Here is a 15297-nt window from a genome sequence, read left to right on the forward strand (position 1 = left end):
TGTGCTTAGTGATTAAAATGATTAAACCTTTATTTACCATAACAAAGGATCGATAGGTATGTACCAATTATCCTGGTTTTGTAATTGTGCTTTGATGGTTTCGTTTTGCGGTGCACTGTATTTGGCCGCCACTGCGTCGGCCAGTTGATTTTTACCCGAAAGCCTCGACCATAACATCAGGTCATACCATCGTTTACCTTCAAAAGCGTTCTCCCTTGCTTTTTCTTTGAAAATCAGGCCTAGCATAAATTCCTTATCACGGTAATTCGTTTGCAGTGGATCCAGCTCCTTTAATCCCCTTGCTACCCTGAGCATATTCACAAAGTTGAAAGCCGTAGCGTAATCATTGAGCATTAGGTCGGCCATCGCTTTAATCAGATAAGCATCGGCACTCCTGTAAAAGTTCCAGCTGGCATCGCTTTGGAAGGCAGGTCGCATAGACGCTACATTGTCAGAACCTATAAACTTCCATATTACAGTATCACCATTCACTACTTTGTAGCTAAATGAAGTTCTGATGTCGCCTCCCTCGTACGAAAAAATGTTTTTGATTACTTGCGAGGCAGGTTTCAGGTAATATTTGCCGCCATCTTTTGATACCGAAGAAGTAAATTCCTGCAGCCGGTTTACTTCAAAGGAATTGTTGTACATATATCCCAGTAAAAACATAGAATGTAGCGAGGCGTACGAACCGGTAAACTGGTTGATCCAGGTTCCGGAAGTGCCCAGTGTGTGATTATTGTTGCGCACCGGGGAGTTGGCAAAAGCTGAAGCAGCCTGGTAATCGCCCAGCCACAACGCCAGCTCCGAAGCAAAGGTTGCTGCCATCGCCTGCGATACACGCCCATATCTTTCCTGTGCCGGAAGTGTGTTACGGTTCCACTGGTAGTTGATGGGCAAAATGCCTAGTACTGTCAGGGCGTCTTTGTAGATCATTCGTAAAACATCATCCCTGTTATTCATGTAATAAAACCCGTTCCGGATCTCTGCATTAGTCATCGACTGGGCCTTTCTTATTACTGTATCTCCCGATTCATTTACATACTTAAAATTCTCTGCTACATCTGAAAGAATAATAGGGAATTGCTTAAAGTTCTTCGCCAGTATGAAATAAGCATAAGATCTCAACAACAGCGCTTCCGCATAAAAGGCACCGGCGTCCCGGTCCAGGATCCGGTCATCCAGCTTGGCCACACCATATACCTTCTCCATTTGCCGGTTGCAACGTGCAATTGTTTTGTAAATGCCTGCATAATTGGTATAAGGATTTTGTACGCTTACGGCATTCAGCACAAACTCGTTAATATAGGGATCGGGTTCTTTTTGTCCTGTTGTAACCATGTCTGCGCGCGCATCTCCCCATAGTAAAAATTTATGTACTTCCTGTGTTAGCGGCTGATACATACCCATAGCCGCGGCATTCAGATCATCCCGGTTTTTATTAAAGTCTTCATCCTTTACAACCGAATAGGGATTTACATCATAAAACCCCGAGCAGCCCGTAATGCAAATGCATAGGATACCCAGCGCGGCTCCAAGCCATAAAATGCTGATTTTTTTGAGAAAAAAATGTTCCTGGTTCATAGCAATATTTTTTATTCTTATAAAGAAACTTTTACACCGAGTATGATGGATTTGGGTAAAGGCGAGGCGCCAAAATCAACCCCTCTTAGCAATGGATCTGAAGAGGATATCACTTCCGGATCCAGGCCACTATAAGAGGTTAACGTGAACAGGTTTTCACCGGTGATGTTCACCTTTATGCCTTTGATAAAGGTCCACTTTGTTTTAAGCGGCAGATCATAACCCAGGGTCAGGTATTTCAGGCGGGTATAACCACCATCTTCTACCCAGAGGTTGGCTGCCATTCCATTAGAAGACGGATCGCCATAGGCCGCCCGGCTTAAACCATTTCCGGGGTCACTGGCAGATTTCCACCTGCCGGCCACATCAGGCGATTGGTTGGAGTAATCACCCATCCGGTTCATTTGTTGTTTGAAGCTATTATAAATGTCCTGCCCATAAGCAAATGAGAACCCTGCATCTAAAGACACCTGTTTATAACGGAACCCTGTACCAAAGCCGCCATAAAGGTTGGGTAGTGAGTTGCCAATGATTTGCCTGTCGAGTTCATTGATCTTACCATCACCATTCAGATCTTCTACGATGTAATCGCCCGGTTTATATGCGGTACCATCCGCCTTTTTCAAATTAACATCAGCTGCCGATTGAAACACCCCTTTTATACGGTATCCATAAAAGGAGCCGATCGGCTCTGCTTGCCGCGCTATGCCACTTACATTGGCTATGCTCCTGATGATATCGCCATTCTCCAGTTGATCGACGGTATTTTTCAATGTAGAAAGACTACCATACAAACTCCAGGTTATTTTACTGTTGTCGATAATGCGCCCTGTAACCGATAATTCGAGACCCCTGGCGGAAATAGTGCCGCTATTTTCAAATTGCGGATCGATGCCCAGCTCGATAGGATAATTACGGAAGGTGATCAGGTTCTTTGTAGTACGGTGATAGTACCCGGCATCAATATCCAGCCTTCTCTTGAATAAGCTCAACCTGATACCTGCATCAATAGCATTGGTAAATTCAGGTTTGATCCATTCGTTAGCTACATTGCCCAGGTATACACCTCCATAACCAAAATAGCTGATCGCATAATACAGGTTATCCTGGTAATAGCCTCTTACATCATGATTGCCGGTTCGGCCAGCTCCCGCACGTAATGCCAGCTGATGGGGTTTTGAACGGTCCAGCAGGTCAAACAACAGATCTGCTCCTCCGTATAAAGCCCATCGCCCTTTAGGTCCGAAATTAGATGAGCCCTCGGTATTTACATTTGCAGACAGGGATAACCGGTTAAAGAAATCGAGGTTACCATCGAAATAAAGCCGGTTTAAATTCGACCGGAACCGGATATTGGAGGCACTGTCCACAATACCCTGCTTCAATGTTTCATAGTCATCGGTACCTGCATTGATCTTACGGGCATACAGCGCTTTATCTTCATAGGTTTCAAACCATGCGCCTAACTGTCCCTTGTAGTTTATATTGCCCGACCAGCTACCGGTTTTAAGCAAATAGCTATTCCAGATAAACGTAAACTCACTGGAATTGCGGTTGGCATTCTGCCTGATCCTGTTCCTGTCGGCCACAATGCCCAGTGCCGGCCTGTACTGGCTTTCCCGCATATTATAATAACTAACGGATAAGGAAGTATTCAGCGACAATCCTTTTTCAATATGCCACAGACCCGATATAATACCGTCTACCCTGTTCTCTTCATTGCTGTTTCTCATATTTTGCACTAATGCCAATGGATTGCTTTTACCCAATACATCAACATTGGCCAGCAGCCTGGTTTGAACGCCTTCATCGTTATACGAATAGCTATTCAAAAAAGGAGCTTTGGTAACAGCGGTAAAAAACGGGTGTATACCCCAGTTGTATCCCTCTTCCGAATACCTGGATCCTGTGTTGGAGTAACTCAGGTTATTGGATATCTCAAACAGGGAAGACAATTTGTAATCGAGATTAAACCGCATGGTAGTACGGTTGAACTTTGATGCTTCGATAGTGCCGGTGCGGCCCATATGGCCTACACTAAACATATAGTTGGCATCGCCCGAACCACCCTTTAGTTTGACGTGGTAGTCGTTATAACGTCCGGGGCGTGTAACCATATTTACCCAATCGGTATTGTTGTTGTATTGAGCTGATGAAGGATTGAAAACAGGGTTAGCAGCAATATCGCCATCCGAAGCACCATTCTCTTTCAGATAGGATGCAAGGTAGGTTTTAAACTGGTCTGCCCCCATCCTGCCTGTTTTGTAACCGGCGTGTAAAAACCCGGTATTGGCTGTAAATTCAATTTTGGTGCCACCAAACTCACCTCTATCGGTAGTAAGATAAATAGCCCCGTTAGCACCGCGTCCGCCCAATGCCGACAGATCTTTAGCATCTTTTAAAACATTAACTGATCTGATATCATTTATATTTAAGAAACCGAACCGGCTGGGTTCGTAGCTGGAAAGAAAGGAAGACAGCTCTCTTGCATATTTTACAGGGACACCATCTATGTAAATGGTCGGGCCTGTTTTCAGGTTAATTGTATTGATACCCCTGATCATGAGCAGCGGAGCCGCACCAATAACACCCGTTTCAGTAACCTGAACACCCGGTGTTCCGGGTAATAATTCGGCAAATGAAACGGCATCGTTTTGCCGCGGGAATTTTATGGATGGGGCCGGCGCCAGTATGCCCAGCTTGTCCATTTGTACAATATGCAACGAGTCATCCGCAGTCTGGGCATTGATATCGCCCAACCAGTTGCTCAATATCGCTACGCCGCCCCAGGTAAGCATTCTAAAATATTTCGAGCTGTATTTCATTTCTGCTATTTAAATGTTAGTTTACAGGTATCAGGTCTACCATATCCATCAGCATATCGCAGCAATAGGAAGGACTATTATTGCTGCCAAACCCGGCAAATGCGAAATAGAGGGTAACATCCGAACGCTCTGTTACATTAATTTCTCCGCAATTGTTATATACCAGGTAATTCCATTCTTCAAATGTTCCGTTGCTGACAGCCATATTAATATTTTCAGCAACCAGAACATCCTTGTAAATGACCAGGAACTTTCCGCGCGTAGCAGCGCCCCGGTGTATCATCCTGATCCTGTACTTACCTATTGGTACATCAGGAACGGTAAACCAAAAGTAGTCGCCTACCTGCATCGCATTGAATGCAACGATTTTCGGCTCCTTATTTTGGTGGTAACTTTGTGTACCTGTATTCAATACAATGGATGCCGGCGCCTCTGTGAACACATTTTGAGCGCCGTAAGGACTTCCGGGCGGGTATAAATTAAAACGGATGGTTGCCGGTTTAGCGGCTACGATTTGCAGCACAGTATCTACTGTGTGATAGATACCATTGCTGCACACCCTGTCAATTCCCAAAGCCCTGGATTGGTCAAAGGGAAAAGTTTCGTTGATAAAGTATTTTCCAAAAGCATTTACCTGGAAGCTCTGAGCCTCCCTGGTATACAACGAATAAAACCTTTTGCCACTAAGAATATTCAGGAAGTAACTGGAATCGGGCAGGATATGATACTTCACCCAGTCTTCGATATTGGGAACGTCAGCCTTATTAAACCGGGCTCTTGCCAAAGCTTCATCACTTTCAACAAATAAGGTGATGGTACTGTCCTTCAAATACCTTGCATAACCGGTCTCTTCAAATATATTCAGCATAGTCGTGTACTTACCGCTTTGTTTCAATGTTTCATACACAGATGTTACCGGAGGATTTAAAACATTATTAATGACGTTCACATAACCATTCGTAAATTCGATATTACTTTCTGTGATAGTGGCTGCATTATTTAAATTAATAGCATTATAAGATTCACTGATATCGGCAATCAGGTATTTGTTATTAAACACCGTTGGAGCCGGTAAAGGGCCAAACTCGAATTCGTTGGCATTGATTTTCTCATTCAGTAAGTGATACCTGAAATAATTAATCCAGAACTCAGGACTCCTGTCCTTTATAGACGTTACCGTTTGACCGGTTTCAGACAGGGTTCTGAATAGCTGCTCAAAGGCTGCATTATTCGGAATAAAGACGGTATAAGACCCCGCAGTTTTTAAAAGATTACGTTGTTTGACATAATCTGTCAATTCCCTGAAAATACTCAGATCCTGCCTTGTGTCGATATAATCCATGATCTGCATTTCATCATTTGAGTCGTAGCGGGCGCCCGACATCTCTCTTTTACAGGAGTTGCCTGCAAGTAATATAACGGATACAATAAGTATAACAGAAAGACGTTTCATACTATTAATTTTAACCATGATCAGTTTATTTATTCTTATAGTAGTCTTTTTGCTGAAGCTTGGGATTGTTTTCAATCTCTGTGCGATGATAGGGCAGAAACCAGCTCTCGGGATTCAGCAATCTGGCCCTGGTAACCTGGTAAGAGTACCCCATTGAATTATTAGTTGCTGATTTATTAAGCAGCACATTCTGCAAACCCGCTCTCCTGGCTACTCTTACAGCGGCAAACCATTCTTTACCTTCGAACCCGAGTTCTGCTTCCCGCTCCATTAATAATCTGCTAAAAAATTCTTCTCCTTCTCCCCCTTCGCCCGGGTTCAGCTTAGGAATATTGCAGTGCTCCCGGATCAGGTTGATCATCTCTTCGGCCTCTGCGTACCGGTTTAACATGGCCAGGGCTTCAGCTTTCATCAGCAATATCTCACGGTAACGGTATAAAATATAATTTACCGTTCTGCGATCATTATTCGGCCGGTAAGACAACTGGTAAGCCTGTTGACCCAGGAACTTGTATACTTCTACCCCATTGCCATACCCGTTCGCAATGCCCTGCCCTAACCGATAACTGGCAAGGTCTTTAAACCTGATGGTATCGGAACTAATATAGCCAGGCAAAGCCGTCGGATATAATATCTCTGAGTTGGCCAGCATCAGGTTAACGGGATTACCCAGCCAGGTAGCACCTCCTGTTGCGGTTGTAGAAAAATTGGCAAACCAATTATATACCGGTGAACCAGGGCCTGTTTGTACATGTTGCAATTCAAATATGGCCTCCTGAGAGTTGCCCGGATTGAAAATACTATACCATTCTAATGGCGCTAACAGCCTTGATTGATATTGCTGATCCAGAGGCGCGCATAGGGTTAATACGCCCTGGTAATCATTCTTCCAGAGTTTAACATCGGCCCATAAAGCTCTTACTGCATTTTTAGTGATCCTGCCGTAACGGTAGGTTACTTCTTCAAATGTTTCAGGGGCCTGTGCCAATGCTTGGGTTAAATCGGCTTCTATCAATTCCAGTACAGCGGACTCGGCAGCAGCCACCGTATTCACCTGCTGGTTATCTGACTCATAAGGTTCTGTAATGATAGGAACTTCTTTAAATGCTCTTACCAGGTAAAAGTAATTTAGTGCTCTTAGCCCATAAGCTTCTCCCAGCATAGCTTTTAGCTCTTCTTCTTTAAAAGTGGGGTCATTGATTAAACCCTGCGGCGCATTTTTAATAAATGAATTAATCCAGCCGATCGATTTGTAAACATTACTCCAGGAAAGTAAACCGTTCTCGGGGTAAATATCATGCGACAGAAACTGAGCATGGTTAGTGGTAAAGGCATCTCCCGGCCCGGGTTCATAAAGACTGGAGCGCGAATCGCCCCAAACCTGGTATGAATTCAAATTACTCTGTACAGAAGTGTACAATCCTATTAATGAGGCAAACACCTGGTCCCGGTTTTGCCAGAATTCGTTATGAACCAGGTTGTCCGGCACATCTACCTCCAGTAGTTTATTACAGGAGAAAGAAAGGGTAATTGTTACAACCAGTAGGCAGTATTTTATTCTAGCTGTCATCTGTTTATTTTTTTTGTTTTGCCAGCGATTCAATCATTTTTGTTTATTTAAAACCCGATGTTTAGTCCCAGTGTGTACTGCCTTGGCGGCGCGGTGGTGGCATTATCAATACCAAACAAATACACACTGCCGGTTATAGGTACTTCCGGATCCAGCCCCAGGTAGCGCGTCCAGGTATACAGGTTGTATCCCGTAACAAAAAAACTGAGTTGACGCACACCTAACCCGATTTTTCTTACCAGCTCTTTACCGGCTGTATAGGTTAAAGACACTGTCTTTAAACGCAGGTAAGATCCGTCTTCTACCCAGCGTGTTGATGCAGCAGAGTTCCAGGAATTATCCGGCTGAGCTCTTGGCATATCGGTAATATCCCCCTGGCGGCGCCACCTTGCTAATACAGATTGGGACTGGTTATGAGAAACAGTCATTCGCTCCATATATTGGCGGGTAGCATTGATGATATCATTACCGGTTTGGTATTGCAGGTTTAAGGTCACTATCCAGTTCCTGTAATTAAAAGTATTGTTCCAGCCACCAAAGAACTGCGGGCTGGCATCACCTATCTGTACGCGGTCCAGTTCATTAATCACCCCGTCGCCGTTGATATCGGCATAGATCATATCTCCTCCTTTAAACTGGCGACCGGTAGAAGAACCATAACGCATATATTTGGGTGTAATACCATCGGCTTCATAAATAGTATTGCCTTCAGCATCTCTCAAAATAGCATCATCATCGCGTGAGTATACGCCCAACGCCTGGTACCCATAGAAGGCGCCCACTACATCGCCTTCCTGTAACTTGGAGGTAAAACCAGACTGACTTACGGTAAATGCATTGGCATCAAAAAGCTCAGGCAATTTTATAATTCTGTTACGGTTAGTGGCAATATTGAAGAACGATTTCCAACGTAATTTAGTATCGCTGCCTTTCAGAATGATGCCGGTGATGCCCAGCTCCCAACCGGAGTTGCGTACGGTACCAAAATTGATATATTGAGATGCATAGCCTAAGGTAGAAGACAGTCGCTCCTGTAACAGCAGGTTGTTGGTTGTTCTGGAGTAAAAATCCAGTTGCCCGGTAAGCCTGTCTTTGAAAAAGCTCCAGTCCATACCCATATTATATTCGGTTGTACGCTCTTCCCTGATATTATCGTTAGCGAATTTAGAAGGATAAGTATAGGTTTGACCCAGGTAACCGGTTCCGGTGCCATAGGCGATATCATACAGGTTATTCAACCGGGGTAAATTTCCCGTAACGCCATAGGCAAATCTGGGTTTGATAAAAGTGATCCACCCGGCATCTGCTAAAAAAGATTCTTTGCTTATTTCCCAGGCTCCGCCAATAGCAGGGAAAATGGAATAAGGATTATCAGCGCCATACCTGGAGTCTCCTTCTGTTTTTCCGGTAACTGTTATGAAGTAACGATCCTTCATGGCATAATGCCCCTGCACAAACATCCCCAGGTATTTTGAAGTTCCATAATTACCCGTGGCCGCTGATATAATGGCGGCAGCGTCTGCTGATTTCAGTTGAGGCGAGGCACTATTATAGTATTGCATCTCAGTAGAATTATTGCGGTCTATATTGTAAGTGAGTACACCGGTAAAAGTAAGCCGATGGTCTTTCTTTTTAATAGCCGACCAGGTTAAGCGATTATTGCTGTTGATCATTAGCTGGTATCCTTCTGTTTGCAGGCCGGCATTATATAGTATTTCACCGGGCAGGGCGTCGGTTGCATAACCCGGCAGGAAGTATTCATCAGCCGACTCCCGGAAATCAGTTGATACCTGCGCACGGAAATCCATATTACTTCGTATTTTAAAATCTACAGAAGTAGAAGCCATGAAACGATTGGCTCTTGTAAAGTAAGTAGAATAGTCTATGAGGGCAAGTGGGTTGTACCTGGAGTGGGAAGAGATGGTAATGTTCCGGTCCAGGAAATAATTTAAGCCGTTGCGTGAATATACCGGGAAATAAGCAGGGATCTGCCGGGCCAATAATAATGGATTGAGCTCCTGGCTACCATTGGTGATAGGATGTTCCTGTCCTCTTTTATCCGTTAGCGAATTAGTATAATTCAGGTCGGCTGTTACTTTGAATCTATCGGATACCTTGTAATTTAAGTTGAATCTGGTATTGAACCGGTCGTACCCCGTTCCCTTGGTCGTTCCATACTGGTTGGCATAACCTAAACCCCAGTAGTAATTGATCCGGTCGCCACCTCCGCTTAAGGCAGTATTATATTGCTGAAATATACCTTTCCGCGTTATAACATCCGTCCAGTCGGTATTGTTATTAAATATCCAGGCATCAGATCGGGTCAGGTCACCTCTCAGCTCAGGAAAGGAAGTTCCATTATCCAGTCCGCCCGTAGTTTTTTCAATATAATAAATACGTTGCTCATCGCCCGACAGCATCGGTATCGTACGCGGCACTTCCGTTAAAGTGAATTTGGTATTTACCTGTAACTGGGCCTTACCCTTTTTACCTCTTTTGGTTTGAATAACAATTACACCATTAGCACCTCTTGATCCGTATAAGGCGGTTGCCGATGCATCTTTTAAAATGTCGATAGAAGCAATATCGGATGGATCCAGGTCGCCGATGGGACTGAATCCAAAATCGGTGATACTGGCTACCTGGTAATTGTTACCAATGATCTCTGCGCCGTCAACGATCCATAAGGGATCATTCATTCCCGAGATACTCGAGATACCCCTGATCCGTATACTGGCTGCGGCGCCAGGATCACCGCTGGCCGATACTACCTGCAAACCAGGCGCCATACCTTGTAAGAGCTGCTCTACATTTACAACCGGCATTTTTTCGGTATTTTCAAGGTCAACCGAAGCTACGGCACTGGACAACTCCCTTTTATCAATACTTAAAAAACCAAGGTCAGCTTTCCTCTGCACCGTAGAAACCACTTTCACGATCTCCATAGAGCTGCTGTCTTCAGAAAGATAGATAGTAAAAAAAGTTTTATCACCTATCTCCTTTTCCTGGGTCTGGTATCCCATATTCGAGAATACGATCTTACTGCCTCCCTTCGAATTGACCACTTCAAATTTTCCTTCCTCATTCGTTTTATGACCATTTAGTGCAAGGTTATTGGCGTTTACGATCATTACAGATACGTCTGTCAACGGTTTACCTCCCTTCTTATCGTAAACTACTCCTCTCAAAACGGCAGCATCCTGCGCCTGGGCACTCATACCTGCTATCAGAAGAGTCAAAACCAATATACCTTTATAGAAAAAGTTTTCGTTCATGATTTTGAAAAGCATTTAGTTTTTAGAATACACTATTGATTTTGTGGATGACTCCATTACTTCCCTGCGTATTGGCTGCAACGGGTCTTACTGTTTTTCCAGCTGTATTGGTAATTCCGAAGGTTTCCCATTGGCCCCCTACCGTCAGTAGTTCTCCGTTCTTGTTGGCAATTTGCCCGTTAAAGTCACCGTCGGTAAAAATGTAACGGTTAGGAATAATATAAGCCTGAACAAAGTTTCTTAGCTCGGTTGCATTGAGCGTAGCTACATTAATACCTGCTGCAGTAATAGCTGCATTTCTTGGCGCGATCACTGAATAAGTAAAGAACCCGGTGAGCTGCAATTGTGAAGCAATACCAGAACGGTCGAGTGCTGAGATGTAAAGAGAAAGTTCAGGATCTCTTTTCATCAGGTTGTATACTGTTATAGTGTCCTTTAGTTTATCGAGCGGCTTCAGGAAGCCGTCGATGCCATATATAGCACCATTGGAAGCTTCCCACTCAGGTATAGGAGCAACCAGGTTAACGCTGTTCCCGGTATAATCGAAAAATTTACCGTTATCATAAAGAATATATCCAAAATTGGTAGGATAGAATTTTTTCCTGAATCCACCATCAGCCCTGACATCAATATTAAAGATGCCTGCCTTACATTGTTGCACGCGATACAACCGGTCCGCCTCCAGCATATCTTCGGCCAGGGGAAATCCCCATACTTCATCCGATTGAATCAGTACGGTTTTGGGACTATGCTGGTAATACTGCCAATCGAAAAGCCCTTCGCTCAGGCCGGCAGATAAGAACATCCAGTACCATTGGCTATATTTTTTGTATCTCAGGTAAACGCCACCGGCTACGCTGCTCATCTCGGGTGACTCAATCAGTTTGTTTACTTTATATATAAAGCTATTGCTGGCGCGAAGTGAGCCGGATATGATAGAAGGAACATCAACGATCATACGCGAATAGCCGGAAATCGATTTCCAGTCGGGGTTTAACCTTTTCAGATCGCTTTTATACCAGAGGTTTTCTATAAGTGCTGACCGGATGAGGGTATACATCACTCTTCTTGGTACCGAATCAATCGTATTGTCGATATACTGAAGGTAAGGTTGAAAATAAGCCCGGATCGCATCATCGGTGGGTGCTAATACGGTTGATAATACGGATTCATTGGCGAGGTTCCGGCCAAATGAAAAAGATTTGTACAACGTAGTATCCACCCATCCGAATTCGTCTTTTTCTCCCAGTTCAAATTGAACATGCTTTTCTATCCATGAGCTGAAGATGGAGGTTTGAGGATCCGACGCCAATGCTTCATCCGTACGCGGTGCTATCTCTAAAGGTTCACCTAACACATGTATCACACCATTGCTGGCATCTTTATCGGGCTCTGCAATCACAACACCTTCAATCAGGAACTTTTTGTCACCGTCCGGTGTACCGTAAAGCGTCATATAATCATCCTGTTGGGCTTGTAAAAACGACCCGGAGAAGAGCCGGATACGTTTACCCGGTATGGTTCCTTCTGTGCGGGTCGTAAAATTGGTTGCTCTTGATTTATTTATCAGGGATGTGGCACTGTTGTATAATTTATTGATATCATACTCATAGTACATACCATTGATAAAATGATAATTGATATATCTTCTCAAAACGGCATCCGGAACCGATTCAACACCGCTATAGCCCAGTTTTGAAAGATAGGTGGTAACCTGTTCATCCTTAGGCGCCAGGCAAGTGTACATGGCAGAGGCTCCCAGCGTTTTTCTCAGGCCCGTTTTATCGATCATTTTAACAAACAAAGAGAAACGCCCGTCTGCTTCCAGCACTTCAACAATATTCTTATCCAGAGAACCTTTAGGGTTGTAATATTGATTGAGCTCCTTGGCACAGGAACCCAGTAAAATACTACAAGAGAGGCACGCATATAAAATGACATGCAGTTTTCGAACCATTTTCATCTGTTTATTTTTTTGATTTCTTTAATGGTCAGATGCCCGCGTGACCCGACGGGCAGGAAATTCGCCAAATACTTATTACCTGTGTGGTGCAAAGTGCTATGGTTCATTTCATATATAAAATATTATGCGTTATAAAAATTCGGGCGACTACAAAATACTACAGTCAGTTGCCGGTATCCGGGAGCAGCGAAATTTTGTATTAATGTTCTACAAAATTAATTACCCGGATGCATCCTTCCTAAAAACCGGCCACCTTATCGAATTATCATATTGTAAACTTTATGCAGTGGCAGCTGCAACAATCGTTTTTGTCTAATCATTAAAACAGGCATCAATCTTCGAGTTCCTGAACTTTCGGTTTTAAAACAGCCAGTTGTATGATCAATACTAAGAATACTACTCCGGACATTAATGCAAAGTCTCTTCCCAGGTGACCTTCGTCTGACGACTTACCCAGCATGCTGGTGATGAAGGCTCCGAAAAAGACGCCTGTCATATTCATCAATCCGTAGGCTGTGGCCCTGTATCTGGCCGGTACAAACTGGCATAGGATGGGCATGTTGTTGGCATCGAACATCCCAAAACCAACACCGAAAAGTACGGCGGCAAGTATCAATACAAAAGTGGTATTCCCAAAGCCCAGTATGAGTATAGCCGGGATGGTTAAAAAGACGCCTATTGCGCTCGTGTATACCCTTGCTTTTATATTTTTTTGAACCCATTTATCTGAAATAATACCTCCCATAATTACACCCAGGAATGAGGAGGCCGCAATGGTAATAGTAGCAATAGGACCTGCAACAGCCATGTCTATTCCCAGGCTTTCGGAAAATAAGGTGGGGAGCCAGTTCTTGGTAGCCCATCCGGGCAAGCTGGGCATGGCAAAATAAAATAGTATGACCCAAAAAGACAGGTTGCTCAAAAGCCATCCCACGCCTTTTAACAGATTAGTGTTAGGCGATTCTGTTGCTCTCGTGCTTACAGCGGCTTTTACCCGTTTTTCTCTTAAGAGAACGGCCAGTACAATAGCATAAATAATACCTACCAGGCCGAAAAGATAAAAAGTTTGATGCCAGGAATATTCTTTGGCGAAAGTGGCGCCGAATCCGCCCAATGCCTGCCCAAAATATAAGCCTGTCATGTGAATGCCGATCGCCAGCGACCTGGTTTTGGAAGTATGATAATCGGCTATCAGGGACAAGGCTGCCGGTATATAAACCGCCTCACTTAAGCCCATAATCCCGCGCAACCACTTTAGCTCGGTAAACGAATCGGCGAAGCCCATAAGGCAGGTAACGGCAGACCAAACGAAGAGACTGAAAACGATCAGCCATTTACGGTTAACACGGTCTGCTATTACTCCTGAGACAGGGCTCATAAAACCATAGATCCATAAAAAGATCGACATTAATATACCAAAGGTTTCGGCGCTTTGCAGTTCAGCAATATCTATCTGCATGGCTGGCCGCATGGTCGAAAGCATCTGGCGGTCGAGGTAGTTGAGCAGCCCAACGAACCAGAGCAGGCCTACTACCATCCATTTGTATTTGGGATTCTCTATTTTCATATGCAATATCGTTTTTAGGTCGGGTTGTTTGCTATTACTCTATGCAACAAGAGCCGACTCGACCTTTAATTTTCGGGCCTGGTCCAGGGTTTCAAAAAAAGATATCTCATCCAGGTACGACTTCAGGTCGCTACACTGAGCTTCATCCAAAGCCACCAACGGCAGTCTGCAGCCACCCAGGTCTAAACCGCTTAATTTTAAAATTTGCTTCTGAGTAGGAATAGGAGCATATTTTCCCAGCGCCCTGATCATCCTGATGCACTCAAATTGGGCCGCTGCCGCTTCCTCTATCTTTTTTTGTTTAAACAGCTCAATTACTCTCTGGTACATAGGAGCTGCAAAACTGTAGGTGCTCCCTATTGCAGCTTTTGCGCCAATGGCCAGGGCCGGTAATAGTAATTCGTCGTATCCAAATAAAATATCGTATTTGCCATTTTTATAATTCAGGCAATCCTGGTATTCGTGTAGTGTATTGGCGGTGTATTTGATACCTGCGAGGTTGGGAATCTTTGTTTCAGCATGCTTCAGGAAATCGATCACCCCTATTGTTAATCCTGTTACGGAAGGAATATGATAATAGTAAAAAGGAAGACCAGGTGCTGCGGCTGCGATCTGAGCCATACAATTGGCCAGGTTTTCGGCAGACTGCGGTTTAAAATAAAAAGCAGATACCGCGGAAATAGCATCTGCCCCGGCCTCCTGCGCATGTGCTGCCAGCTTACGGGCTTCTTTTATTGAGCTATGTCCCACGTGAGTAAATATCAATATTCTTTTTTTCGCGGCCTGTACATAGGCTTCCGTAATAGCCATGCGCTCTTCGGTGGAAAGACTTAAACCCTCTCCGTTCGTACCGCCCACAAAAATGCCTTTTACACCGTCAGCGATCAGCTTCTCTACCACCTGCGGAACAAGGTCCAGTTTCAATTCTTTGTTTTCATCAAATGTACTAAACGTTGCCGCAAGCAGTCCTTCGAGTTTGTTTATATTCATCTTATTTTTTTATATTTTATAGGTAGACAAAATAGCATACATGATTTCGGAAAGTTGCAGAAAGCACATA

8 protein-coding genes are annotated in these 15297 nt (G+C 44.1%); all 8 read right to left on the reverse strand.

What is annotated here, in order from left to right:
• Positions 1-33: 33 nt before the first annotated feature.
• Positions 34-1584, reverse strand: coding sequence for a RagB/SusD family nutrient uptake outer membrane protein (locus tag ACLOAU_RS17295; protein WP_427863158.1), 1551 nt, complete (start codon positions 1582-1584; stop codon positions 34-36).
• 17 nt (positions 1585-1601) lie between these two features.
• Entirely contained in the window at positions 1602-4409 is a 2808-nt protein-coding gene (locus ACLOAU_RS17300; protein ID WP_427863159.1) for a SusC/RagA family TonB-linked outer membrane protein, read from the reverse strand.
• A 16-nt stretch (positions 4410-4425) separates the two neighbouring features.
• Entirely contained in the window at positions 4426-5862 is a 1437-nt protein-coding gene (locus ACLOAU_RS17305) for a fasciclin domain-containing protein (RefSeq protein ID WP_427863160.1), read from the reverse strand.
• A 25-nt stretch (positions 5863-5887) separates the two neighbouring features.
• Positions 5888-7432 (reverse strand): RagB/SusD family nutrient uptake outer membrane protein, encoded by a 1545-nt coding sequence (locus ACLOAU_RS17310; protein WP_427863161.1) that lies wholly within the window; start codon positions 7430-7432, stop codon positions 5888-5890.
• Positions 7433-7479: 47 nt separating this feature from the next.
• Positions 7480-10707, reverse strand: a complete 3228-nt coding sequence (locus tag ACLOAU_RS17315) for a SusC/RagA family TonB-linked outer membrane protein (protein ID WP_427863162.1) — start codon at positions 10705-10707, stop codon at positions 7480-7482.
• A gap of 22 nt (positions 10708-10729) precedes the next feature.
• Positions 10730-12664 (reverse strand): fasciclin domain-containing protein, encoded by a 1935-nt coding sequence (locus ACLOAU_RS17320; protein WP_427863163.1) that lies wholly within the window; start codon positions 12662-12664, stop codon positions 10730-10732.
• 337 nt (positions 12665-13001) lie between these two features.
• The gene (locus tag ACLOAU_RS17325) at positions 13002-14237 is read right to left on the reverse strand and encodes an MFS transporter (protein WP_427863164.1); all 1236 of its coding nucleotides are present in this window, start codon (positions 14235-14237) and stop codon (positions 13002-13004) included.
• A gap of 39 nt (positions 14238-14276) precedes the next feature.
• Positions 14277-15227 carry a dihydrodipicolinate synthase family protein gene (locus ACLOAU_RS17330; protein WP_427863165.1) on the reverse strand — a complete coding sequence of 317 codons (951 nt, stop codon included), beginning with the start codon at positions 15225-15227 and terminating at the stop codon, positions 14277-14279.
• Between the last annotated feature and the right edge of the window lie 70 nt (positions 15228-15297).

Source organism: Paraniabella aurantiaca (assembly GCF_050309965.1).
In the GTDB taxonomy this organism is placed as follows: Bacteria; Bacteroidota; Bacteroidia; order Chitinophagales; family Chitinophagaceae; genus Niabella.

Coding starts and splice junctions, on each gene's coding strand:
- ACLOAU_RS17295 (WP_427863158.1), bottom strand. CDS start 1,584: ATGAACCAGGAACATTTTTTTCTCAAAAAAATCAGCATTTTATGGCTT.
- ACLOAU_RS17300 (WP_427863159.1), bottom strand. CDS start 4,409: ATGAAATACAGCTCGAAATATTTTAGAATGCTTACCTGGGGCGGCGTA.
- ACLOAU_RS17305 (WP_427863160.1), bottom strand. CDS start 5,862: ATGAAACGTCTTTCTGTTATACTTATTGTATCCGTTATATTACTTGCA.
- ACLOAU_RS17310 (WP_427863161.1), bottom strand. CDS start 7,432: ATGACAGCTAGAATAAAATACTGCCTACTGGTTGTAACAATTACCCTT.
- ACLOAU_RS17315 (WP_427863162.1), bottom strand. CDS start 10,707: ATGAACGAAAACTTTTTCTATAAAGGTATATTGGTTTTGACTCTTCTG.
- ACLOAU_RS17320 (WP_427863163.1), bottom strand. CDS start 12,664: ATGGTTCGAAAACTGCATGTCATTTTATATGCGTGCCTCTCTTGTAGT.
- ACLOAU_RS17325 (WP_427863164.1), bottom strand. CDS start 14,237: ATGAAAATAGAGAATCCCAAATACAAATGGATGGTAGTAGGCCTGCTC.
- ACLOAU_RS17330 (WP_427863165.1), bottom strand. CDS start 15,227: ATGAATATAAACAAACTCGAAGGACTGCTTGCGGCAACGTTTAGTACA.